At 59.9% G+C, this 26072-nt stretch carries 12 protein-coding genes; 5 read left to right on the top strand and 7 right to left on the bottom strand.

What is annotated here, in order from left to right; all coding sequences use genetic code 11:
* Positions 1–137 precede the first annotated feature (137 nt).
* The 3 genes from ISN74_RS09695 to ISN74_RS09685 all read right to left on the bottom strand — a co-directional run bounded on the left by ISN74_RS09695 (position 138) and on the right by ISN74_RS09685 (position 13221).
* Entirely contained in the window at positions 138–1895 is a 1758-nt protein-coding gene (locus ISN74_RS09695) for a ShlB/FhaC/HecB family hemolysin secretion/activation protein (RefSeq protein ID WP_229679116.1), read from the bottom strand.
* A complete protein-coding gene (locus tag ISN74_RS09690) occupies positions 1892–11386 on the bottom strand; it encodes a YDG domain-containing protein (RefSeq protein WP_188799128.1) in 9495 nt (3164 codons plus the stop codon). The genes ISN74_RS09695 and ISN74_RS09690 overlap by 4 nt, the downstream gene beginning before the upstream one ends.
* A 989-nt stretch (positions 11387–12375) precedes the next feature.
* Positions 12376–13221, bottom strand: a complete 846-nt coding sequence (locus ISN74_RS09685; protein WP_229679114.1) for a response regulator transcription factor — start codon at positions 13219–13221, stop codon at positions 12376–12378.
* Between the two features lie 149 nt (positions 13222–13370).
* Between ISN74_RS09685 and ISN74_RS09680 the strand changes: the two genes are divergently transcribed.
* Complete coding sequence (locus tag ISN74_RS09680) at positions 13371–14294, top strand: LysR family transcriptional regulator (protein ID WP_188799127.1); 924 nt, start codon at positions 13371–13373, stop codon at positions 14292–14294.
* 91 nt (positions 14295–14385) lie between these two features.
* On the opposite strand, the gene ISN74_RS09675 is transcribed toward ISN74_RS09680, so the two are convergent.
* Complete coding sequence (locus ISN74_RS09675; protein WP_188799126.1) at positions 14386–17820, bottom strand: two-component regulator propeller domain-containing protein; 3435 nt, start codon at positions 17818–17820, stop codon at positions 14386–14388.
* Between the two features lie 739 nt (positions 17821–18559).
* Between ISN74_RS09675 and ISN74_RS09670 the strand changes: the two genes are divergently transcribed.
* Together ISN74_RS09670 and ISN74_RS09665 are read left to right on the top strand one after the other, a co-directional pair.
* Positions 18560–20524, top strand: a complete 1965-nt coding sequence (locus tag ISN74_RS09670; RefSeq protein ID WP_188799125.1) for a porin family protein — start codon at positions 18560–18562, stop codon at positions 20522–20524.
* 81 nt (positions 20525–20605) lie between these two features.
* On the top strand, positions 20606–20902 hold the full coding sequence (locus tag ISN74_RS09665) for a pentapeptide MXKDX repeat protein (RefSeq protein WP_188799124.1): 297 nt from the start codon (positions 20606–20608) through the stop codon (positions 20900–20902).
* A gap of 101 nt (positions 20903–21003) precedes the next feature.
* Here the strand turns inward: ISN74_RS09665 and ISN74_RS09660 are convergent, their stop codons facing one another.
* A complete protein-coding gene (locus ISN74_RS09660; RefSeq protein WP_188799123.1) occupies positions 21004–21759 on the bottom strand; it encodes a LytR/AlgR family response regulator transcription factor in 756 nt (251 codons plus the stop codon).
* Positions 21760–22857 carry a sensor histidine kinase gene (locus ISN74_RS09655; RefSeq protein WP_188799122.1) on the bottom strand — a complete coding sequence of 366 codons (1098 nt, stop codon included), beginning with the start codon at positions 22855–22857 and terminating at the stop codon, positions 21760–21762. It abuts the gene before it with no gap.
* A 412-nt stretch (positions 22858–23269) separates the two neighbouring features.
* Between ISN74_RS09655 and ISN74_RS09650 the strand changes: the two genes are divergently transcribed.
* Positions 23270–24079 (top strand): class I SAM-dependent methyltransferase, encoded by an 810-nt coding sequence (locus ISN74_RS09650; RefSeq protein WP_188799121.1) that lies wholly within the window; start codon positions 23270–23272, stop codon positions 24077–24079.
* Positions 24080–24263: 184 nt separating this feature from the next.
* Here the strand turns inward: ISN74_RS09650 and ISN74_RS09645 are convergent, their stop codons facing one another.
* On the bottom strand, positions 24264–25250 hold the full coding sequence (locus ISN74_RS09645; protein ID WP_229679110.1) for a hypothetical protein: 987 nt from the start codon (positions 25248–25250) through the stop codon (positions 24264–24266).
* 197 nt (positions 25251–25447) lie between these two features.
* Here ISN74_RS09645 and ISN74_RS09640 point away from each other — a divergent pair, with 197 nt between their 5' ends.
* Entirely contained in the window at positions 25448–26053 is a 606-nt protein-coding gene (locus tag ISN74_RS09640; protein ID WP_203546738.1) for a Rossmann-fold NAD(P)-binding domain-containing protein, read from the top strand.
* Positions 26054–26072: the final 19 nt, after the last annotated feature.

Below are 26072 nucleotides of genomic sequence, written 5' to 3'. Positions count from 1 at the left end.
AACCTTCGTAATTCATCTAATTGTTTGTTGCTATGGCGCGCTGACGAAAATCCCCGCGCTCAGCAAATTACATAAGGATCTTCGCTCTAATCAGGATAAGGAAGGTTTGTCGAAGGCATGCCCTTCCCCACCCTTCCTCAGTAAAACCCCTTCTGCACCTGGAACCAGAACCGCGTTGCCGTGCTGACGTGTGGACCTGCCAGCACCGGCTTGTTGCCAATGGGTGTGGCCACACTGGTGGCGATCACCCAATCGTGCGGCGCAGACCAATGCAGTCCCAAGCCTGCGCTGTTGAGGCGCGCGCCGTTGGTGCCTGGAAGAAATGGATCTTTGTACGCCTGCACGTGTCCGCTATCGACAAAGGCCGACGCCTGCCATGGGCCAGGCATGGCCGAGATGGTGAAGTCGTGGCGATATTCGATAGTGGCGAGATTGCCTTGTGCGCCGGATACCACGCCGACGTCATAGCCACGCACGGTGTTCGGGCCGCCCAGATAGAACTGTTCGGAGGTATCCAGGTTCTTGTTGGCGTGTTGTCCGGAGAAGCCGAAATACAGCGCATTGGTGGAATCGAGCTGCTGCAGGCGCGATGCGGAGTAATACAATTTCACGAAACTGCCGGCCGTACGCGCGCCGAAGTAGTCGTAGAACAGGGTCTGGAAGTTGTCCAGATGCAAACGGCCATAGGTGCCGCTGACGTTGAAGTTGGTGATGCCGGTGCTGTCGCGCTGGTCACCTGCCACGGTCAACACCCAGTTGTCGGCATGGCGATGGGTTTCCAATCCGGCCAGATCGATGTCGTCATACAAGTGCTTGTGATCGAACTCGAGCTGCGCATAAAGGTTACCGCGGGTGTTGCGGATGAACGGCTGCGAGAGGTTGACGCTCTGGGTGGTGGCCGTACCGTGCGCATGCAGATCGGACAGGCCATTGCCCAGCCGGTAATCGAGACCGGTTACTCCCAGGCCCAGCGTGGTGCCCTGCCCGGTCAGCAGATAACGGTAGCCGACGTGGCCATAATCCATATCTGCACCGGAACTGACACCGCTGAAATCAAGCAGGTCGCCTTGATGGAACAGACCGTTGACATCGAAGGTGCCGGAAAGGCGCTCACGATTGGTATACGAATTGCCGTAATCATCCAGGCCCAGCGTGCCGGTGTAGCGAGGCGCGGAGGTGACGTTCACTACCAGATCGGAAGTGCCCTCCGCTTCGCCGGGACGCACGACGGAATTGACCAGCGCGCCGGGAATATCTGATAACAGCAGCAAGCTGCGTTCCAGGCTGTAATCGCTCACTGGATCACCCGGTTGCAGCGGCGACAAGGTGGCGCTGAGCGGATAGTGGCCGACGGCACTCTGGTTCTGCAGCAGGACTTTGCCGTAACGCGCTTCGACCACCGCAATGCGCACCACGCCATCATGCAGGGTCTGCGCCGGTACGTAGGCGATCGCCAGCGGGTAGCCGTGATCGTGGTAGTAGGTGCTGATGTTGTCCGCCAGGTCATCCAGATCGTTGAGACTTAGCTCATGTCCTTCGCCGGAAACCACCAGCGCATGCAGGGCATTGGTGGGCAGTAGCTGGTTGCCGCTGATCTGGATAGTGCGCACATAGAACTTGCTGTTGTCTCCCGAACGTTGGCTTTTCTGTTTCTGTATGTCCAGATCCAGGTTGGATGACGGTTGTTGCGGTGGCTGTTGCATCTGCTGCAGCAACTGGCCGCTGTTGGTTTGCGGCGTCGTGACATGTGTTTGCGCGTGCACGGCCGGCGCGCACAAGGCAAGCGCCGAGCAAAGCAGGGAAAGACGCAACGCAGCCGTCTGTGGCTCTTTTTTCATGAATTCACCGGGGCGGTAGGACAGCTTGTTGTGGTGCAGCTTGGTGTGATCGATCACGGCGAGGCATCCGAGGGCAGACGCACGCCGCCGTTCTGCATTTGCAAGGCGAGGCCGGAATGGAAGTCGACGCGCGCGCGGTTACGTTCAATCGGTTGATGGCGCAACTGCTGGTTGCCGGTATAGACGCCGACCGTATCCATATCGGTCGAACCGTACGGCGTCGCAATCGGCGTCGATTGCAAGCCGCCCTGCATTTGTGCGATCCAGCTACTCTGCACACCGCTGCCGACGAAGCCCGCACTGGTGATGTCGGCCGTGGTGATGGTGATCGGGTCGGTGATCACATAATCGGCCGCATCCGTGCCGATCGCCGTAATGCCGCTGACCGTGACGGTTTTGCCGTTCCCAACAAAGGGACTGGCGAAGTTGGCCGAGCTATCTGTAAAGCTCAACTGATCTCCCGGCACGACACCCTCGGCCGTGAGCGAAACCACATCCCCCACCTGCCCGTTGTACGAACGGTTGGTACCGGTAGCGTCGACCACGATCGACAGTGGCGTGATAGTCACCCAGTCGGTGCCGCCGGCCAGCGTGTAGTTGCTGGCCAAGCCGGTACCGTCGCTCAGCACCAGCGAGCCGGTATTGGCGAACGCAAGCTGCGTGCCCACGTTCTTGCTGGTAAGCACGCCCGAGCCACTGAGCGCCACTGTTTCGCCATTGACGCCGGTCAGCACGCCGTTGTTGCCGAACAGGCCCGCGTTCGCATCGGTGCTGCCGTCATAGACGCGCGTACCGGTGAGACTGAGCACGTACGGGCTGATCGTTGCGCTGGTGGTGGCCGTCGTGTTGAAGGTGTAGTCGCCGGCATCGGCACCGGATGCGGTAATGCCGGAGACAGCGATCGACACGTTACTGCCAGCATTGGGCGAACTGAAGTTGGCCGCGCCATCGCTGAAGTTCACCGTGTCGCCCGGCAGTACGCCATGGCTTGCAAACGTCACGCCGGCGGTGGTGTTGCCGTCGTAGATCTTGTTCTCGCCGGTGGCGCTGACGTTGATAGCGAGAGGCGTGATGGTGACCCAATCTGTGCCGCCCGTCAGCGTGTAGTTGCCTGCCAGCGTCAAACCATTGCCAGTGAGCGTGAAGCCATTCAAGCCGCTGCTGGCGAAGGGCAGCTGTTGACCGACATTCTTGTTGGACAGCACGCCAGTACCGCTCAGCGTAAGCGTCTGGCCATTCACGCCGGTCAGTTCGCCGTTGTTGCCGAGCAGACTGGCATTGGCGCCGGTGGTGCCGTCGTAAACACGCGTGCCGGTGAGGCTAAGCACATACGGTGTGATCGCCAAGGTATCGCTGCCACCGACCAGCGTGTAATTGCCGGCCGAGCCCGAGCCATTGCCCAGAGCCAGCGTGCTGGTGTTGAAGTTAGATCCCGAGTAGCCACCTACATTGGCGCCTGTCACCGTGCCCGAGCCTGTCAGCGTGAGCGTTTCGCCGTTCACACCGGTGCTGATCACGCCGTTGTTGCCAAAGGCACTCGCGCCGGCATCGACGCCACCGTCGTACTGGCGCGTACCGCTGAGGTTGATCACGGCCTGATTGATCGTCAGTGAGTCGATGCCGCCGATCAGCGTGTAGTTGCTGGCAGAGCCCGAGCCATTGGTCAGCGCCAGCGTGCCATCATTGAAGTTGCCCCCCGTGTAGTTACCCACGTTGGCGCTCGTCACCGAGCCCGAGCCGGTCAGCGTCAGCGTTTCGCCGTTCACGCCAGTGCTGATCACGCCATTGTTGCCGAAGGCATTGGCGCTGGCACCCACACCGCCGTCGTACTGGCGTGTACCGCTGAGGTTGATCACGGCCTGGTTGATCGTCAGCGCGTCAGTGCCGCCGATCAGCGTGTAGTTGGCGGACAGGCCGGTGCCATCCCCCAATTGCAACGTGTTGAGGTTGAACCCCTGCGTGCCCGTACTTGAGCCGATACCGGCATAGGGGTTCGCGCTCGCATTCGCGCTCGACACCGTACCCGAGCCGCTCAGCGTGAGCGTTTCGCCGTTCAAGCCGGTCAGTACGCCGCCGTTGCCGAACAGGCTTGCGTTGGCGCCCGTGGTGCCGTCGTACGCGCGCGAGCCACCGAGGTTGAGCACGTAGGGGGTGATCGTCACCCAATCCGTGCCGCCTGTCAGCGTGTAGTTGCTGGCCAGTGCCGAACCATTGCCGGTGAGCGTAAAACCCGTCAGGCCGTTGGCGGCGAAGGACTGCTGCAGGCCTACATTTTTGGTGGACAGGACGCCAGCGCCGCTCAGCGTAAGTGTTTCGCCATGCACACCGGTGAGTATGCCGCCGTTGCCGAACAGGCTTGCATTGGCACCGGTGGTAGTGTCGTACACGCGCGTGCCGGTGAGGCTAAGCACGTACGGTGTGATCGCCAAGGCATCGCTGCCTCCAACCAGCGTGTAGTTGCTGGCCGAGCCCGAGCCATTGGTCAAGGCCAGCGTGCCATCGTTGAAGTTACCCCCCGTGTAGTTACCCACGTTCGTGCCCGTCACCAAGCCCGAGCCGGTCACCGTGAGCGTTTCGCCGTTCACGCCGGTGCTGATCACGCCGTTGTTGCCGAACGCACTGGCATTCGCAGTGTTACCGCCGTTGTACTGACGCGTGCCACTGAGGTTGATCACGGCCTGGTTGATCGTCAGCGAGTCCGTACCGCCGATCAGCGTGTAGTCGCTGGCAAGGCCGCTGCCGTCGCCCAATTGCAGCGTGTTGAGATTGAAGCCCTGCGAGCCGTTGGTCGCGCCAGTGCCGGTGTAGGGGTTCACGCTCGCATTCGCGCTCGATACCGTGCCCGAGCCGCTCAGCGCGAGCGTTTCACCATTCAGGCCGGTGAGTACGCCGCCCGCGCCGAACAGTGCGGCATTGGCTCCAGTGGTGCCGTCGTACGCACGCGAGCCGCTGAGGTTGAGCACATAAGGCGTAACGGTCACCTGATCCGTGCCGCCGGCCAGCGTGTAGTTGCTGGCTGAACCCGTGCCGCTGGCCAAGCTCAGCGTGCCCAGGTTGGCGAACGATTGCGTACCCGTGTCCTTGCCGTTAAGCACGCCCGAGCCGCTGAGATTCACCGTTTCGCCATTGACGCCGGTGAGCACACCGTCGTTACCGAACAGACTCGCATTGGCACCGGTGGTAGTGTCGTACACCCGAGTGCCGATCAGGTTGAGCACATAGGGCGTGATGGCAAACGTATCGGTGCCGCCGACGAGCGTGTAGTTGCTGGCCAGGCCTGTGCCGTTGTTCAGCGCAATCGTGCCGGTGTTGAAGTTCGCACCGGTGTAGCTGCCCACGTTTGCACTCGTCACCGTACCCGCGCCGCTCAGCGTAAGCGTTTGGCCAGCTACGCCGGTGTTGATCACGCCGTTGCTGCCGAAAGCCGTGGCGGTGGCATCGATGTTGCCGTCGTACTGGCGCGTGCCACTGAGGTTGATCACCGCCTGGTTGATGGTGCCGGTGAGGCCGGTCGGCTGCGTGAGCGTGTAATTGCCCGCGTCGGTGCCGCCCAGCGTGATGGCGGAGCTGACGGCGATGTTCGTGCCCGCATTCGGCGAAGCAAAGTTGCCGACGTCGTCGGCGATGGTGATGTTGTCGCTGCCCAACACACCTTGCAACTGCTGCGTGCCGCCCAGAGTCGCCGTGGTGGTGCCGTCATAGGTCTTGGGGTCGACCGTGGTGCCGGTGATGGTCAACGGCGCCTTGGTAATGGTCAACTGGTCCGCGCCACCGATCAGCGTGTAGTTGCTGGCAGTGCCAGTGCCGCTGTTCAATTGCAGCGTGTCGAGGTTGAACCCCTGCGAGCCGGTGCTCGAGCCAGTACCGTTGTAAGTGCCTACATTCTTGCTTGATACCCCACCCACGCCGCTCAGCGTGAGCGTTTCGCCGCCCACGCCAGTGATCGTGCCGCTGTTGCCGAACAGGTTCGCGTCGGCGTTGGTGGTCGTGTCGTATTGGCGCGTGCCGGAGAGATTGATCACATAGGGCGTGATCGTGAACGTGTTGCTAGTACCCAGCGTGTAGTTGCTGGCCAGGCCAGAGCCATTGGCCAAGACCAGTGAGCCAAGATTGAACGTGCCGCCGGTCTGCGTGTAGGTGTTCACATCCGAGCTCGACACCGCGCCCGCACCTGTCACCGTCAGCGTTTGACCATCCACGCCCGTGCTGATCACACCGTTGCTGCCGAAAGCACTCGCATTGGCATTGTTGGTCGCATCGTACTGGCGCGTACCGGCGAGGTTGATCACCGCCTGGGTGATGGTGCCGGAGAGCCCGGTCGGCTCGGTGAGGATGTAATTGCTGGCATCGGTGCCGCCTAGCGTGATGGCGGAGCTAACCGGAATGTTGGTGCCGGCATTCGGCGAGCTGAAGTTGCCGACGTCATTGGCGACGGTGACGTTGTCACCGCTGAGCACACCTTGCAGCGTCTGCGTGCCGCCCAAAGTCGCCGTGGTGGTGCCGTCATAGGTCTTGGTGTTGACCGTGGTGCCGGTGATGGTCAGCACCGCCGGCGTGATCACAAACGCATCCGCGCCGCCGACCAACGTGTAGTTGCTGGCGAGGTCCGTACCTGAGCCGCTGCTGCCGGCGGCAGTCAGGGCCAACGAACCGAGATTGAACGGCTGCGAGCCCGAGGTCGCGCCGGTGCCGGTGTACGTGCCGACGTTCTTGCTCGACGTCGAGCCCTGTCCACTCAAAGTAAACGTGTCACCGTTGAGGCCGGTCACTGTACCGAACAGATTGCCCAGCGCATCCGTGCCGGCATCGTACACGCGCGTGCCGCTGAGGTTGAGCACGTACGGCGTAATCACGCCGTTATTGCCGGTCGCGGACGTCGGCAGGATGTAGTTGGACAACAGCGTGCCGGCATTGGCCACGAAGTCCGAAACCACCAAGGTCGACTGCACTCCCAGGCCGGTGCCGGCATTGGGCGTCACGTAATTGGCAGTAGCTGACTGCGGAATCGAGGCCCCCTGCCCGTTGACGAAACCCGTCAAGGTGTAATCGGACGCAGTGAGCGTGGCCGAATCGGTGCCGTCGTACACCTTGGTCGGGCTGCCAGTGATCACTGCAGTGAGTTGCGCGGGCGTGATGTCCGCCGTAAGTCCACCGGGTTGAGCCAGTGTGTAGTTGCCCGCCTGCGCGCCACCCAAAGTGAAGCCGCTGGTGCTGACCGCGAGGTTGTTGCCAACGTTAGCAGTACTGAACGTGCCAGCGGCGCCACTCACATTCACCGTCACGCTGTCGCTGCCGAGCACACCCTGCAGCGCGGCGCTGCCAGTATTGAGCGTATCGTCGGTGGTGCCGTCGTAAATCTTGTCGGCGGCGGTGACACCGCTGAGGGTGAGCTGCGCGGGCGTGATATTGGCGGTCAGGCCGGTGATTGGCTGCAGGCTGTAGTTGGACGCGGCGCTACCGGAAATGGAGAAACCATTCGCCGTGACCCCAATGCCAGTGCCGACATTGGATTGCGCAAACGTACCCGAGGTGGAGCTGGTCAGCGTGACATTGCCTACGTCGGAAGCCACCAATCCCGCCAGGCCGTCGGAAGCGACGTTGAGCGTGTCATTGGTGGTGGTGTCGTAGACCTTGTTAGTAGCGTACACGCCCGTTATGTAGAGCGGCGCCTGCGCGATGTTGCCCAGTCCCGAAGCGCTGCTCGCCAACGTGTAGTTGGACAGCAGCGTGCCGCTGTTGGCGGTGTAGTTGTTGGCCGTCAGCGTACCGTTGATCGCTATGTTGCTGCCGGCGTTGGCGGTGGTGTAGTTGAACGACGTCGTTGGCGTGATCGTTGCGCCTTCGCCACTGACAAAACCGCTGACCTGGAAATTGGACGAGGTGAGCTGTGCAACCGTGGTGCCGTCATACACCTTGTTGAGATTGCCAACCAGGCTTACCGTCAGCGGCGCGGGCGTGATGCTGCCGGTGGTGAACACATAGGTGGGGAAGGTGTAATTACTTGCGCTGCCACTGGTGAAGGTGAAATCCGAAGCGTTCAGCGTGACCTGGAAGGGCTGGTTGCTGCCGACGTTCTTGCTCGCGAAGTAACCAGTGATGTTGGCATCGACATAGGCACTGTCGCTGCCCTGAAAACCAGTCAGGTTGAACTCCTGCGTATAAGTGGTCCCGCTACCGCTCGTGGCATTGAGCAAGTAGGTGTTCGTGCCGTCATACACCTTCGTGACTGGCTGATTGAGGCTGGCGGTGATGCTTATGCCGAGCGCCGCCGGGGTAATGGTGCCGAAGCCACTGGCCAGCGTCGGCAGCACGTAGTTCGATAACAGCGTGCTGCCGGTCGCGCTGTAGTTGCTGCTATTGAGCGTGGTAGTTACGCCCTCGATACCCGCGTTGGCCGAAGCGTAGATGCCCGTGGTCGGCGTATTGGTCAGCGAGATGCTGTCGCCGCCAATCAGGCCGGACAAGGTGTAATTGCCGGCTCCGAGCGTGGCATTGGTATTGGTGTCGTAGACCTTGGTCGGATTGTTGACAATCGAAACAACCAGCGGCGCCGGATTGATCGTGCCCGTACCTGTCACGATGCTGTTAAAGCTGTAGTTGGACAACGACGTACCCGAGCCGGCCGTGAAATCCGATGGCTGCAAGGTGGCCGTCACGCCGATGTTGGTGCCGGCGTTGGACGAGGCATAAATCGCTGGACTCTGCGAAACCGTGACGCTCTGGGTGCCCACAAAGCCGGTAACGCTGAAATCGTTTTGCGTCAACGTGGCCGCATCGGTGCCGTCATAGGTCTTCGCAGGGCTGCCGTTGAACGAAACGGTCAACGGCCGTGGCGTGATACTGGCCGTAAGACCCGTCGGTTCTGTCAGCGTGTAATTGCTTGCTGCCGAACCGGCAAGACTCAAGCCGCTCGCCGTCACGGCCAGATCGCTGCCCACATCAGACTGGCTGAAATTGCCGGTGGCCGAACTGGTCAGCAATGTAACGTTATCACCGCCTACCACGCCATCGAGCGTGGCGCTGCCGACGTTCAAGGTATCGGAGGTGGTGCCGTCGTACACTTTGTCAGTTGCCGTCACGCCGTTGATGGTCAGCGCTTTCTGCGTGATGTTCGCGGTGAGATTGGTCGGATCAATCAGCTCGTAATCACTAGCCTTGCTGCCGGTAAGCGTGAAGCCGCTGATGCTGACCGCGATATTGTTGCCAGCATTGGTGCTGGCGAAGGTGCCAGTGCCACCCGCGGTGCTCAGCGTGACGTCGCTGGAATCCCCCGAGATCACGCCGTAGATGCCAACGTTGCTGAGGTTCAGCACATCCGTGGCGGTGCCGTCGTAGACCTTGTTATTGGCCAGCAGGCCGCTGAGCAGTACCGGTGCCGGCGTGATCGCGCCCATGCCGCTGGCAGAGGTGGGTAGCACGTAATTGGAAAGATTGGTGCCGGAGCCGGCAACGAAGTTGGTGATGGTGAACGTCGCGTTCACCTGCTGCGAGCCGGCATCCGCGCCGGCATAAGCGACAGAGCTGGGCTGGTTTACCGTGGCGCCCTGTCCCGTGGCGAAACCTGTGAGCTGGTAGTTGGAGGAACTCAGCGTCGCCGTGGTGGTGCCGTCGTAGACCTTGGTAGGATCGCCGACGATCGTCGCCGTCAATACCGCCTGGTTGATCGTGCCGATATTTGCGCTGGCTGTGCCGGACAGACTGTAGCCATAGACAGGAATGCCGGCGGAGGTGGTGATGGCATAACCGCCGATGGTGCCGGGTGTGGTCACGCCAATGTTCGAGCCGGCGTTGGCCGACTGGTACGTGCCCGTTGCCGAAGCGATGGTGTCGCCGTTGATCAGCCCGCTGTCGGTGAGATTCGATGCACTGAGCGTAGCGTTGGTGGTGCCGTCATAGCTTTTCGATACGCTGCCACTCAGGCCCGTCACCGTGAGTGTGGGCGCCACGCCACTGTAGAGAAAGCCATTGCCCGATGCCGCGGGCGCGGTCTGATACGGCGCATTGTACTGAATGAAATTCGGCGTAAGGCCGCCGGTGGTGTCTTCGGTCGGATCGACTGAATAGATGAGCCACGGCACCGAGGTGCCAGTACTTACGGCGGTGCTGCTGCCGTTATTGACGAACTTGGTCGCCGTCACCAACGTGACGCCAGCACCGCCCTGGATCGAGCCACCCGAGCCGATGGTGATACCACCACCACTGGTGCCTGTGGCTTGCATAAACACCTTGCCGGAACCACTGATCTGCCCGTTCACGTTGATGCCGTTGTAAGCCTCCAACGCCAGCGTGCTAGCCGGGTTGCTCCAGCTCACCTGCGCACCCGCAGCCAGGGTGATGTCACCCAGGCCAGCGCTTTGCGTGCCGACGCCGGTTACGGTGTTCGCCGTGGTCTGCTCGGTAACGCTGGTACCGCCCTGAAGCGTGTTGGAAATCGTGGTGGCATCGGTGCTGCTGATGATGAGATCAGTCGGATCGACCAGCCACGTACCCGCCTGCCCGTGCGGTGCGGCGGCGGTAATATGTGCATCGTTCGCCAGATTGAAATTGGCGGCGGAAGTTTCGATGGAGCCACCGCTGCCGCCGTTCGGTGCGCTCGCATCCAGCGTGCCGCCCACGTTCACCTGCCCCGCCGTCATGCCACCTAACAGCGTGATCGTACCGCCGTGGTTCTGCACCGTCTGCGCCTGCACCACACCGGTGTTGTTCACCGCACTGGCAAGCAAAGCATCCTTGGCTCCGGCGGTCATGATCACGCGACCACCGTCGGCGACGATCAACTGACGGTTTTCAGCCAGATTGTCGAGCGTGCTCTGATCCACTTGCACATGCACGAGCTGGCTGCCGGTGAAGGTAAGCGTGACGGCACTACCGCCGGCCAGCGCCACCGTACCGAGCTGTGCGGTGATGGTGCCCTGGTTGGAAACCTGGTTGCCGAGCAAGGCGACATAGCCGCTATTGGCCGCGGTGATAGTTCCGCGATTGACGATGCTGCCTTTGCCCGATCCGCTGAAGCTGCGATTGTTGGTGTCGAGCGTGCTGTCATCAAAATCAAGCGTCGACGCCACCAGGCTGCCGACATTCACTTGCGCACTCTGACCGAACAATACGCCGTTCGGATTAATCAGCCATACCTGACCGTTGGCATTGAGATGTCCATCGATCTCGCTGGGCGTATTGCTGAAGATGCGATTGATGGCAATCGCACTGCTGCCCGGCTGCAAGAAATCCACCGTCTGATCGGATCCAACGTTGAAGCTCTGCCAGTTCAGCATCAGCGTCGAACTGTCCTGCCGGATCGTGGTGACATGACCTACCTGCTGGATCTGGCCGGAGCCCGACACGATTTGGCCACCCGTCGGTGCAGCGCCTGCATGTGCAAGTCCGGCCATGCTCAGCGACATGGCTAGCAGCGAGAGCGCCATGCTGCGCTGGCCCGTCACACTGCGCTTGCGCGAGCCACCACCCACTTGCGTGGTGTGCGCCAGTTCTGAGGCCGGCACCCATTGGGAAAGGGAGCGGTTCCAGCACAACCTGTAGATGTGGTTCATAAGTTCAACGCGCCTTTAAAGAAATAAATTGCAAGGTCAAGCCGCATTCGTACCGGCAATGCAGAACCATCAGAGCGGGTGGTGGCGTGCGACAGCGATGCAATGCATTGGCATTGCACGCGTCGACTTCGACATGTGTGAACGATAGGAATGACCAGCGCTCGCTTGGCCCGTCAGATCGCGCGATGGAAGCCTTTTCCTATGATTGGGCAGAGGCGGTCGCTATAACCGCCTCTGCCCCATCAATGGCCAGCGAGCAGCCACGACAGCGAATGACGCGCGCATCAAGACACGACACGAAAACGCCCAGGCGCTTTCGGACGGTCATTGATCTAGCCGTGCGGTGATGCTTTCGAAGTGTTGGGAGTTACCCCAAACCCGCATTACCTACGCGACTGCGCTCGCGCACGCCACCGAGGGCGTCGCCGCAATCAGCGTCGTCGCCTTGAACGATCCTGGAAGTTCACGTCATGTCGCCTGTCCACTACCAACACCCCCTGGTGAATAGCTCGGACACGCGTAGCCCCCGCACACCCAATGCATGCGGCAGGCAGACACGCTGCCCGCGTAATGGCGAGTGGATTGGTCATTGATGCGAAAGTTACGACCCCCTCCGTTCGGGATATCCACCCGAACGGCGCGCCATGCGAGATGCCATTCCAATGACAACAGCATGACTTTTTTATTCGATAAACGACGCGTAATCCGTTATCCGGACCCACTAGCGTGTGGGTATGCTAGGTGAGAAAACGCTGACACCAAAGGCACAAACTCAGGAAATTGCGTCATGCTGCGCGCGACGAAAGATCATTTTGGCAAAGCCGCGTACCCGGCTTTTTTCTCGTGGTAGCACGCTCTTTCCACAACCATGGCAGCGTGCACGGGTGATGAGTCCTTGCATGCAAAGCTTTGCCGCAACGGATGCCGGGTGACGGCCGGGCGGAATATTTTTTGTCGCCTGGGTCACGCTTCCAGCATCACGTGGCCACTCAATCGGCTGTATCTACGCTGCGCTCTCGCTGGCGTTGCCGGAAGGCACTCGGCGTAACCCCCATGCGCTCACGGAAAGCCGTGGTGAAATTGCAGGCGCTGCGGAATCCGACCTGCTCGGCGACGTCCTGCATGCTCATACGCGAATCGGCCAACAGCTCCCGTCCACGACGCAGCCGCTCGTCCCTGATCCAGGCGAACACCGTCATACCCAGGTATTGGCGGAAAATGGCCGAGAGCTTCTTGTCGTGGGTTCCCACTTTATGCGCGATCTCGGCCAATGACGGCAGCTTGGCGAGGTTCGCGCCAATGAAGCGCATCGCCGCGCGCAGGATCACCTCGTCCGGTGAGAGCAGTGCCGGCGGCGTAGATGGTTCGGGCACGACGGTACGCGGTGCCCGCCGCAGATGGATGCGCACGCGCGCCAGCACCTCGGCAGGCAGGCATGGTTTGAGTACGTAGTCGACAGCGCCGTGCAGCAGCCCCTCCAGACGCTCATCCTGTGCACCCGCAGAGCTAAGGAAGATGATGGGGATGTCGCGTGTCCGCGGCGATTCCTTCAACAGACGAGAGCCGGCGAGGCCGTCGACATGTGGCATTCGCACGTCCAACAGGATCAGATCGGGCATCAGTGCCACAGCGCGCTCGTAACCTTGCCGCATATCGGTGGCCACGCTAACGCGTAACTGCTCGTTACGAAACAACTCGGTCACCGCGCGAATTTCCTCGGGCCGATCATCAATAACCAAAATAAGTGGTTGATTTTGCGCCAACATCGTGCCGCCACCCCCTGACCGGCGCACGGCAAGCCCTTTGCGGCGTGCGTCAGCTGTGTGAATGGGCATTATAGGTCACGCTCCCCTCCTGCAAAGGTCGCGTCGGTTCCTTCAAAAGATCGTCCCGTGGGGCGCGACTAAGCTTTCGCCACCTCGCGCTACCACCGTTTATCGGTCCGGCTGGCGTGACGTACGTGAATGCAAGACAGGGGCCGCAAGTGGATAACGCAGACAATCTGGTGGACTTATATCTATTGACGCTGGTGGTGGAAGCCGGCGGCTTCTCTGCCGCGGCGCAACGCGCAGGCACCACCAAGTCGAGACTTAGCCGCCGGATCATCGAACTGGAGGAGCGGTTGGGCGCGCAACTCCTGCATCGAAATGCACGCCGCTTCTCCGTCACAGCAGTCGGAGAACAAGTTTATAGGCACGCCTTATTGATTCGTGAAGCTGCAGCTGCCGCAGAAGCCGCCGCCAGTGAAATAAAAGACTCTCCCGGCGGCCACGTACGCGTCCATGCAGATAGTCGATTGTTGCCATTGCTGGAGGGCATGCTGGAAGGATTTTCGCGTCAGCGCCCGCACACCAGGATCAGCGCCACACAGAGTGATGATGGCATCGGTGCCTTGCTGGAACAGCGCGCGGACGTCGTGCTCTGCATGGACGACGCACTACCTGATAGTGCCGATATCGTCGCGCGTGCACTGGGTAGCGTGCGCCACGTGGTGGTGGCCAGTCCTCGATTGCTGGCACAAGCGGACCTGCCGGAACATCCGGACTTGATACCTGATCAGCATTACCTTAGCCATGTCGCCGCAACACCGTCACGGCAACAGACTCTCACGTCGCGCCGGCGGCCATCTCCACGCTTCGTTAGCAACAATGCATCAACGTTGCTGGCAGCAGCCAGGGCCGGCATGGGCTACGCGCAGTTACCCCTCTATCTCTGCTACGCCGATCTCCAGGAAGGCTCCCTGCGCACGGCATTCGAATCGCACGATCCGCCGTCGCTGCCATTGCATGCGCTGACCTTACAGGAACGGGCGATGAGCCAGGCCGCCGTGAGCTTCGTGCAGTTTGCGCGGCGGCATCTTGCGCTTTCACAGGCGCCAGGTATCACCCCGGTTAATAAGCTTGATTGAAAGCGATCTCCGAGTCAGGAGATGCCGTCATTCCCGCTTTCGCGGACATGACGGCAGCAAAGCTGAAGCATTGCCGTGAATGATAAAAAGCTCAATACGCACTCAGCTCCGACGGCTGTCCAAGCAAATGACTAATGCAAACCAGCAACTGCTTCCCGCTGGCCGGCTTAAGCAACGCATCGTCGAACTCCAACGCCTCGAAACCTTCCGGACGCCGAGGCGGCAGCGACGAATAGAGCAGCACAGGCAGTTCGGGATAATGATGCCGCACTCTCTGCAATAGCGCCCAACCACCCATGCCTGGCATTACTTGGTCGGTGACGATCAAACTGACTGATTGCTGACCCAGCAATGCGAGTGCCTGCTCCCCATCGGCAGCGGAAAGGCTCTCGAACCCAAAACCATCCAGCAGATCGCAAAGCATTTCTCGGCCCTGCGCATGGTCGTCAACCACCATGATCGTGTGACCCGCAGCGTTGATCTCACCCAAAACGCCATCGTCTTCGAACAGGTCCTGTTCAAGCTCGTCCTCCTCGGCTAGTGGCACGTCCAACAAAAAACCGAAGCGACTGCCACCGCTGGGGGCGGCCTCGATAGTCAGGCGGCTTTTCATGCGCTCCAGGATCTGCGTGACGATCGCTAGCCCCAAGCCATAGCCGTTGTAGGGCGCTGCATTACTGCCGCGCGCAAAAGGCAGCGACAGATGTTCGCGATCAGACGGCTCAATACCGATGCCACTGTCCTCGACCATGAAATGAAGTTGCACATTCCCCTGTTGCAACGGTGTCGCCGTCACCGTGAACACGATGTAGCCGTCGTTCGTGAACTTGGCGGCATTGCCGATCAGATTCATCAGCACCTGGCGCAGCCGCCGGAAATCCAGCTTTACCAGTGCAGGCAGATTTTCGGCGTAGCGGTATTCAAAGCGATTGCGATGCTTCTCGGCGTGCAATGCGGCATGTTCGACCAGACCTTGCAAAAAGGCATGCAGGTAGCCGGGTGATTCGACCAGCTCAAAATCGGCGAGTTCGTCTCGGGAAAATTCCAGCAGTTCGTCGATCAGGTCCAGTTGCTGGCGAACGCTGCTTTCGATAAGACCCGGGTAGTCGCGCTGCGTATCTCCCCCGCGCCATCGACGCACACTGTCAATGATCCCGCTGAGCGGCGAACGCAGATCGTGGCTGATGCGCGCCAGCAACATGCTGCGTGCGCGCATGACATTCTGCAGTTGTCCTGTGCGTACCGCCACAGCTTGTTCCAAACGTTGGGCATGCCTCACTAAAAGCCGCACACGCCAACGCCAGGCCAGCACAATCGCAGCCAGCGCCAATAAGACAGCGGCCACACCAGCGAGGTTGCTGCGCCACCACGGAGGACTGAGCGTGAAGGTCAGGCTGATGGGTGCCGACAGGCGGCGCTGGTTCTCATCGATGGTCTGCAACTCGAAGCGATAACTTCCAGGCGGCAGCGAGGCGTAACGCAACTCCCGCGAGGACGCTTCCACCCAGTCGCTATCAATGTCAGACAGGCGATAGCGGAAGCGCACCGGGCTGCCCGAACTGTTTCCAAGCACCGCGAAGCGAAGCACCAGTGCGCTGCCCGAGCTGAAATCCACCTGCGGTCCCTGCCCGTCAAGTTCGTGCGTGCCGTACTGGGCCGATACCAGCCTGGGATGAATCTGGCGCGGTGCCAGCAATTCCTCCGGCTTGAGCAAATGAGAGAGACCGATCGGCGTACCTATCCATACCGATCCGTCCTCGTCCGCGTAGAAGGCGCCGTGATTGGTCTCGTCCCAGAGCAAACCGTCGCGCATGTCCAGGCGCGTCCAGCGCTCCCCGTCCAGCATGTCCACACCGCTGTTGCTGCCTACCCATAAGCGCCCACGACGATCGGTACGCAAAAAGTACACGCGTGAATCGGCGAGCAGCGGATCAGCGACGGAAGCCAGGTTCACGCTGTCCGCATCGCTCACGTTGCCAACCAACAGACCCGGCTGCAGCGTACTGAGCCAGAGCCGTCCGTCAGGTGTGACCTGGACGCTCTCGAATCCGCTCGGGCTCTCCTGCGGCAAGACGCGCACCCGGCTCCAGCGCCCGGCGGCATAGCGAAACAATCCCGAGCTGCAAGCCAGCCACAGACGGCCATCGCCGTCCTCCGCCAGATCCGAACACATCGAAGTGGGAATCAGGTCTGGCGCGGCCCTCTCCACCTGGCCATGTTGCACATCGACTCCGTACAGGCCGCCCAAGGTGTAAGCCCAGAATCGACCGTGACTATCCTGGAAAGCACCACGTACAAGGAAAGGCAACGTCGCCATCACGCGGGTAGCGCCACTCGCAGGCTCATAACGCAATACACGTCCGTCGAACAGGAAGCACCAGACTGAGCCGTCCGCGGCAGCCAGCAACGTGCGTGTCTGCTGCGGAGGAGGCACCGTCATGGGCCACATCTGAGCGTGATCCTGGGATGACGCAATCACGCTTCCACCTTGATCGTCAGCCACCCACACCAAACCTGAGCGCGCACGTGTGATCGACCAGATCAATGAACCGCTCAAGCCCTGGGCCGTCGTCCAATTCTCCACCGCGTCACGACTGTTCCAGTGCAGAAGGCCGCGACCATAGGTGCCGATCCATATTGTGTCGTCCTGATCGACGATCAACGATGACACGCCCACCTTGGGCAAACCGTCGTCGGCACCAAACAACTCCCAGCGCTGCCCACTCCAGCGCGCCAAGCCAAGCGAACTACGGGTCAGCACACGACCTTCACGGTCCTGCACGATGTCGATGCTCGAGGCGGCTACGTCCGCGCTGTTCGCCGGCATGTCGCGCGCGATAAATGCATGACCGCCTTGCGGCAACACCCGCACGGTATGGATGCCGCGCACCCATAGGCTGCCGTCACTGGCGCCGAGGAATCCGACCCACTTGTCCGCCGGAACATTGGCTCCCGGACCATAGCGGTGCAATTGTCCATCACGCAGGCTGCACAGCTCGGTGCCGCAACCGAACCAGGTAATGCCGTAGCGATGAAATACCGCGTTGACCTGGCTGAGCCCGGGGATATTGCGTAGTTGCTCATTGCTGAAAGGTGAGCTGGCCCGCCAATGCCCCTGGGCGTCTACTGTGAGCAGCAGCAGGTGATTGCCACTCACCAGCCACATGCCGGCGTCTTCGTCTGCGGCGAGCGTCTGTCCCCGGTCAGTCACTAATGGCTTGTCCTGCGGACGAACCCAACCGAAGCGTTCGTTCTCACGCAACTGCAGGCCCGCGCGAGATCCCACCCACAAACGTCCCTTGGTGTCCTCCGCGAAACTGATCACTTCGGAAATCTGGAAGCCCTGCTCGGCACCAACCTGATTGAAGGCGACGCCGTCAAATCGATACAGACCCTTCTCCGTACCTGCCCAGACAAAACCCTCGCGATCCTGATAGATGCGAACCACCGAAAGGCTGGTCAGGCCGCTGCTCTGATCGTAGACCGTAAGCGGAAGTTGGGTTGCGAACAGCGTCAGGGGCAACATCAGCCAACCCAGCAGTAGCCAGCCAATGAGCGCCAGACGCCACCCGCGTCCTCGCCGGCCACCAAGCGCCGGGGATATCGACGTCAGGCTAGCGCAAGTTGCCCGTCCATATCTGCGACGAAACTTATCTGCAATTTCCGTCGATGATTGGATACGGGCCACGTGTCGTAACCTTGCGATGATGGACTATCCGCCCGGGAATCGTTACAGCGAATAGCTTTGTATACCGTTTTACCGGAGTGCACAGGAAGTGTCGAACGTCTTGCGTATGGGGCAAACCACTGAAATTTTAGATGTTCGCATCACAAATCGTCACCCGTTCAAATATTTCCACTCCAGGCCTTGCGCCCTGACATTATCCGCAGTCATTGCGCCGCAGTCCTAATCTGGATGGCAATTCTGATAGCTCAAGCGACCTGGGTGAACATGGTGATTTTGTTGCCCAACTAAGTAGATTCCGTGTGCCTACCACCCACCCCAACGACAGTCCCTAATCATCATGCCCTCGATGTCGATCAAGGAGTTAATTCCAACTTGACCAATGTCCCGCTTAGATGATGGTAGTCGCTAACTGCTGAGCCTACGCAGCGAGCCGTCTCCAAAGATGGACTTGTCTGCACGTTCTTGCAGTGAGCGGTCGCTTTTTTGCAGCAAGCGGTATGTGTCGGTCTGACCCGCACACCTACACTCGTGTTCGCAACATCACGCACGTTCGATGCCTGAATCTGAAGCGGACATTATGCGCGTCACATCTAAGAAGCGTCGGACGTTCCCTGTCGTTATCGCCGCCGCCACGGCCTTCCAGGTGACCGCAGTGAGCGCTCAACACGCCTCTGACAATCCCATCTCTGCCGCTGATGACGCCTATGGTTTAACGCTCGGGTTGGAGTCCGTGGGCCTATATGGACCAGGCCAGGTGCGCGGATTCGATCCACAAACAGCCGGCAATGTGCGGATCGACGGTCTTTACTTCGATCAACAAGGTGCGCTGTCTAATCGTGTCATCGAGGATTCGACCATCAAGGTCGGTGTGAGTGAAATTGGCTATGCCTTTCCCGCACCGACAGGCATCGTGGATTACGACCTCCGTCACGCCGGAGGCGACGTGCCTAGTGCGACGGTCATTGCAAATGTCGGTCCCGATGAAGGCCGCGGCGTCAGTATCGACGGTAGCCTGCCCTTGATCGGCAGTGAACTCGTTCTGCCGATAGGAGTAAGCACGCAAGTCAGCACGCAGACGCCAGCTTACGGCAACTTTCCCGGATACACGTCGAATATAACGAGCATAGGCGCGACGCCCCTATGGTCACCGAACGACAAAATCACTGTGCGCGGGATTGTTGACTGGCAGCAAACCAGCAACGCAAGGACATTTCCGCTGTACTTCACAGCGGGTGATTTCCTGCCACCCACTATTTCCGCACGCTATCTTGGCCAAAACTGGGCGGAAGGCCGCAATGTGACGATGAATCTGGGCGGCATCGTGTCTGCGCAGTTGACCAAGGTGTGGCAGCTAAAGGCGGGAGTTTTTCGCTCGACAAACGACTATCCCGTCAGCTTTGCGGATCAGTACATCGACATCCAGCCGAATGGCCAGTCCGAGCATCTGGTCGTGGGATACCCCGATCAGAACACGTCTTCCAACTCCGGTGAAGTGCGCGTGACAGGCGCCTTCGTGGGCGGTGATTGGCGTCAGCAACTCATCTTCATGGCTCGCGGCCGGGACACAGTGGCGCGCTACGGCGGCGAGGATGTTGTCGACGAGGGACCCGCCGTCATCGGCGTGCCCGTGGAGTTACCCAAACCGGACTTCACGTATTCGGCGACCACGAATGATCATACCGAACTGTGGAGTGTGGGCTCGGCTTATCGCGTTGATTGGCGCCAACGCGCCGAATTCGAAATCGGCATTCAGAATGAAAACTATCGCGAAACCGTCGTCGCCCCGGGAACGCCCGATTCCGAGATGTCCGCGCATCTTCCTCGCGTTTATAGCAACGCAGCGTTTTCGCTCGCTCGTCAATGGACGCTGTACGCCGGATACACCCAGGGGCTCGAGAACTCCGGAGCCGCACCCAACTTCGCAGCCAACAGCGGAGCGGTTCTTCCGGCTTCCAAGACGTGGCAAATCGATTCGGGCATACGTTATGTCGTCACGCCCAAGTTCAAGATCATCGCGGGCGTGTTCGAGCTTCAGAAGCCCTACTTCGATCTGGATACGAACAACGTCGATCGAGAGCTCGGCGTGCAGCGAGCCAAAGGTGTCGAGCTCTCGATTGCGGGCGAACCGGTCGCGCACGTGCACGTCAATATCGGCGTTCTCGAGGGCAAGGTCAGCATCGCGGGGCCAAACCTTGCTGCTGAAGGGGTCGGTTTGGTCGCTGTCGGCCAACCGCTTCTGACCTATGTAGCCAGTGCCAACTATGACCTTCCGTGGTTGCCGGCGGCGTCGCTGGATGTGTCAGCCAACCATTTTGGCAGAGCGCCAGCCACGATCGACAACGGTGTTTATTTTCCCGCAGTCACGGCAGTGAATCTCGGTGGCCGATATCAGTTCACTACCTTCGGTAAGAAGAGCAGCCTTCGTCTACAGATCCAGAATCTTTTGGCGGCCAAGGTATGGGCGACCCAATATACGCCCGGTTTTTTCCAGTCGCCGCCACCGCGGACTGTCTTTGCTTACATCACCACGGATCTTCTGTGACGTCGATTTGCCCGTCCTGTGTTCATCCCGCACGGTACCAACCTGTGCATTTTCTCACCCAAGTAGAGCAAGGAGTTACCCATGAAAAACATCAAACTCGTAGCGCTTGTCGTGTGTCTGGCTCTCGGTGCGGGCAGCGTCTTTGCCCAAGATAACGGAATGGCCAAGGACACAATGAGCCATGATGATATGAGCCAAACCAGCAAGGATCACGATGGCATGAAGAAGGACGCAATGGGTCAAAACGCGATGAAGAAAGACGCGATGTCCAAAGGCAGCATGGCAAAAGATGCCATGTCCATGGACGCCAAGAGCAACAATGCGATGAAGGACAACATGAGCCAAAACACCGCGGGAAATGACACCGCGCAGCATTAAAAAGAGCAACAATCCTCTGCCCATGCCATCCCGGCTGGCATGGGCAGCTTTTTTTGCTTTGCCGAAAGTTCCAGTCGCTTGGCGGCAACACCGCCTTGGTATCAGTGACTGCTTGACAGCTCTTCCAGGCGATCCTGGATGCGCTTACGGTAGCGGCGGCTCAAATGGAGACGAGCCAAGGAATCGAGAACGACCTCGTATTCGCCATTGTCTTGCAGTGCCAGCCCTCGAACCCGTTCGAGGTTGACGATGATCGAGCGGTGGATGCGCGCGAACATTCGGGCATCCAGATCCTGTTCGAGCTCTTGCAGCGTACGGCGCAGAATGTGCATCTCCGCACCGACATGGATGCAGGCGTAGTAGCTTGCCGCTTCGATCCAGTCGATATCTGCGACGTTAAGGAACAAGGTCTGATTTCGGCTCTTTACTGCGATCCTGCTGATCGAGCGGCGTTGTGTTGACGCATAACGTACGAGCTTTTCCTTGGCGCGCGCGAGGGCACGATGGAAGCGAGCATCGTCGAAGGGTTTCAAGAGGTAATCCAACGCTCCAGCCTCGAAAGCGCGCAGCGCATACGCGTCGTAGGCCGTCACGAAGATGACGGTCTCAGGCATGTCCGCACCGAGCAGCTCGAGTACGTCGAAGCCATCGCATTCGGGCATTTGCACGTCCAGGAACACGAGATCTGGTCTCGATCGCCTGATCTCCTTGATCGCCTCCAGGCCTGATCCGCATTCGGTCACCGATGCTATGTCGGGATCGTTGCGCAACAAAAGCGTGAGATTGCGCCGCGCCAAAGCCTCGTCATCGACGACCAGGACGTGGATCGACTGGGAATGGTTCTCAGACGCTGCCATTCACGCCTCCAGGAATGGCAGCGTCACGACAACCTCCACGCCGCCCGTATCGGCGGGCCTCAGGAGCAGATCGGATCGGTCTCCGTGCAAGATCTGCAATCGGGTGCGCAGATTGCCCAGGCCGACACCACCGGACGTCGCATCCAGATCTTCCCGAACCCATGGGCCATCGTTGTAAACCGTCAGACGAAGGGTGTCATCACAGCGTGCACCTGCGACGCGGATCTCACCTCCAGCAATGCGCTTGGATACACCGTGTTTGATGGCGTTCTCCACAAGCGGCTGCAGCAGAAGACTCGGAACCTGTGCATCCCCGAGCTCAACGGGGATGTTCAAACTCACGCGAAGGCGGTCCCCGAAGCGGACCTTCTGAATGTCGATATAGCGCTGCAGGTACTCAATCTCCTCCGTCAGGGTCACCTGTGCCCGGTGAGAGTCTTCGGACGCGCGGCGCAGAAACTCGCTCAAGCCCACGATCATCCCGATCGCTGCATCGTTGCGCTGATCTCGTACAAGGCCAACGATCGAATTGAGCGTGTTGAACATGAAGTGTGGATCCATCTGGCTCCGTAACGCAGCAAGCTGGGCTCGAGACAGCTCCCCATTGAGCCGCGCGGTCTCGCTCATCTGCCGTTGCACCTTTTCACGCGAGTCTACGACGTAGGTGACGGTCAGGATCAGCGCGTAGGCGATCACGAATGTCAGGATCTGGTCGGAGAGCAATGCGTACCACGTATCAATGAAGATGGGCGGCGACTTGTGGTGCCACGGATTAAAAATGACCTGAAGCATGGCCGACCACGCCTCAGCGACCGTGCTGACGATGGCGAAGGCCACCAGATGTGCGATCGCCGCCTTCACAATTGCCCCACGAACGATCGGCTGCCTTCGCGCCAGTTCGACGATGAAGGGTGTCGCCAACGCCCAGGGCAGCCAGCACACGAACTCGATAACAAACGGGGACAGCCACGCTCCTCGCGCGCCCATGGCATGCATGGTGAGGATGGTCTGACTCGCATCAAACAGCGCCCCCGCGCACCAGATGGCCGCGATCCAAATCCAGCGGGTCGAGTGGGTATCCGGGCGAATGTTGGTCATGGCTGTCACGCTACACCAAAGTCATCGCAAAAATCCGATGCTGCAGCGAACGGCTGGTTTGGCGCAGCCAGTGGTCTGGCCAGATGCATACCGCTTTCGCCAGACTGGGCAACGAACGCAAGGCATGGCCCGCATCTCCAGAAATGTCTGCCCAAAGCAGTCAATTATCGTGTCATTCGATAAGCAATCAGAGGGACCGAAACGCCTAGAGTTGCCGGCGTACACCTGGAGGCGCTCCAAAGCATCGATAGTCCGCTTCCGACTGAAAGTAAACATCCCGAAACTCGAATAGGGCTTTCAAACGATGCCGAGGTGGATAACGCAGCGACATTCATCGTAGCCATATCTGTAAATGGCGCGACTGACACCACGGTCCCCCATTCACTCGCATTTCCAGGAATCATCACACTGTATGAAAAAGAATTCAGCGATCGCCCTCCTCTTCCTCGGCACTGCAACGCTGTTGCATGCCCAGACACTATCTCCCCCGGCTTATATAACCGATGCAGTCGCCGATGCCGCGCGTCCGGCCACCGATAAGCAAGTCGACAATGATCGCAAGCCGGCTGCGCTGGTTACGTTCGCCGGCATCAAGCCGGGTGATAACGTCGCTGACGTGATGCCGGGTGGCGGCTACTTCACTCGCATCTTCAGCAAGGTAGTTGGCGCAAAAGGTCATGTGTACGCCGTCATCCCGGAGAGCCTGGCCACCAAGGTGCCGCCGGAAAAGTTCAAGCCCATCCATGCGCTGGTTGCCGATCCCGCCTACAGCGGTAACACCAGTCTCGCGGTCCGGCCCTATGATCGACTCGATGTCGGTGCGCCATTGGACGTCGTTTGGACATCCCAGAATTACCACGACGTTTACGGCGCCGTGCCTGTTTTCAGTGTTAGCGGAAGCACTGGCCCCGAGCAGGCAGCCAAGCTCGATGCCGCCGCGTTCAAAGCGCTAAAGCCAGGTGGCGTTTTTATCGTCGTCGATCATGCAGCCGCCCCCGGCTCCGGCGGTAGGGACGCCTCCACGCTGCATCGTATCGATCCGGCGACGGTCATCGCTCAAGCGAAGGCCGCAGGTTTCGAACTGGAGGGAACCAGTGACGTGCTCAGCAATCCGCGGGATGGGCACGACAAATCGGTGTTTGATCCGAAGATCAAAGGTCACACAGACAAGTTCGTGTTGAAGTTCCGCAAGCCCGCCGTTGGATCGAAGGCGGAGTCGTGATGGGCTAGCGCGTTAACTGCTTCGGCTAATAACTTGGCGAGTTCAGGAGAGCTTACCGCTGTGTGGCTCGCACGCAAATCCGGACCGGGCAAAGGCCAGGGCTGGTCGGATCTGCGTTTTCATGTTGTACGCCAGGAAACGCCCGTGCCAAGTCCATAACGTCGTAGAAAGTCCAATACAGGGCTTAGTGCGAACCCACGCTGGAGGAAGCCGCCGGCGTGGACGACTCGGCGGCTGCACGCTTGGGCGTGTCAGCTGGGCACCACGTCTTAAGGCGCTTGCCCGCGCGGAACAGATCGATGCATTCACGCATTTCTGCCTGGAATGCCAAGTCGGGCGTGTTTATCGGGCAGCCATACGACAGCGGCTTGCCGTCGTTGTATTCAGCGATGCAGGTCGACAGTGGCATGGGCTTGATCGGCTGCGTGTCGCCGGCCAACGACGATGACGGTAGATTGAGGCGTTCGTCGCGATCCTTGGGCGACGGTGGCAAGGGAGGCGCGCCGCACAGCAAGTTGGTAGCCGTACTGCGCTTGGTCGGATCGCACATGCTTTTGGTGATCGCCTGGATCGCATCACCTATATGACGACCCACCGCCCCACCCGCTGTTTCGTTCGGAGGCGGGAAATATTTATCGAAACGCGTGGGCTTGAAGTGCATGGGATTGATGTCGTGCCGCATGATCTGACTATCGTCCGTGGGCTTTGCCGGTTTGGTCCCGGCGCTTGTTGGTATCGGGATATTCGTCAGCGAGGGAGGTAGCCGTATCGAGCCATCCTGGGCAAATAAACTGGAGGCGGCAGGCGAAGCCACGGAGGTCGCCGGCGCAGGCGCCGCTTCATGATCCTGTACGACCATGGCATCAGGACGTGGCTTCTCGTGCGACACGGGGCGCAAGCGTGAGGGCGCCGCCTGCTGCGGCGGCACCAATTCGGGCAGCGTGGGTGGCGCAGGCGGTGGCGCGGCACGCGGCATGTGGGTGTCATCTGGCAAATGCACGATCAACATCTGATCGCCATCGACGGGCACGACCGCCAGATGCTGCGACTTGGACTGCATCGCAGACCACAGCATCAGCGCGAACAGCACGTGCAGTGCCAGTACCAAAGCCAACACGAGTACCCGCGTCTCGCGTGTCAGCGCCAGCTGCCTCCAGTGCTTACGACCCAAGATCTCGCGCGTTCCTTCGATGACACAGCCTCATTCAAGCCCATTACCCGCGCAAAAACTTACGCATACCATCAGCGCGTGTTGCGGCCAGCCTGGGTAGACAGGCTCTTCCGTCAAGGGTTCCCTTGATGGAACGCCCGGCGGCAAAACCGGGACCTCGGCTAGTTTACGAGGGCTTCCAGCCCGAACGGTGGTTTATGAACAACCACTCGCGTAATCACCGACATGCGTCGTTCGCTGTCGAGGCTATCGGTCAGGCCATGCTTTGGACAGCTCCGTATGAAGTCGTCGCACTCGTCGGTGCGTTCGTCACAGGCCTTGGCTGCGCGCTTGTATTTCCAGCGCTTGGTTCGGCTTACCTGCTCACCGCACTCATTGAGCGCCCCAAGCGACTCGTCTATCTCAGCTCTGGCATGCACCACCATGTCGATGCCAATCTGGACGACATCCTCTGGAAAGAGCGTCGCTGGAATGGCTCTTCCGCTTACGCCGAAAGCAAGCTCCACGACGCCATGCTTGCCTTCGCTGCCGCACGACGCTGGACAGGTGTTCTGTCGAATGCCTTGGAGCCCGGCTGGGTGCCGACCAAGATGGGCGGACCTGGCGCGCCCGACGACCTGGGCAAGGCGCATATCACCCAGGCGTGGTTAGCGGTGAGCGACAATCCTGAGGCGCAAGTCACAGGCAAATATTTCTATCACCTCAAACGGATGAAGCCGAATCCACAGGCCTATGACGTGGCACTACAAGACCGGCTAGCAGCGATTTGCGCAGAAATTTCAGGTGTAACACTGCCAACATGAACTTTTTCGTTGTCGAATC

Origin of the sequence: Dyella caseinilytica (genome assembly GCF_016865235.1) — a bacterium.
GTDB lineage: Bacteria > Pseudomonadota > Gammaproteobacteria > Xanthomonadales > Rhodanobacteraceae > Dyella_B > Dyella_B caseinilytica.
This window is presented reverse-complemented; position numbering and strand designations above follow the sequence as displayed.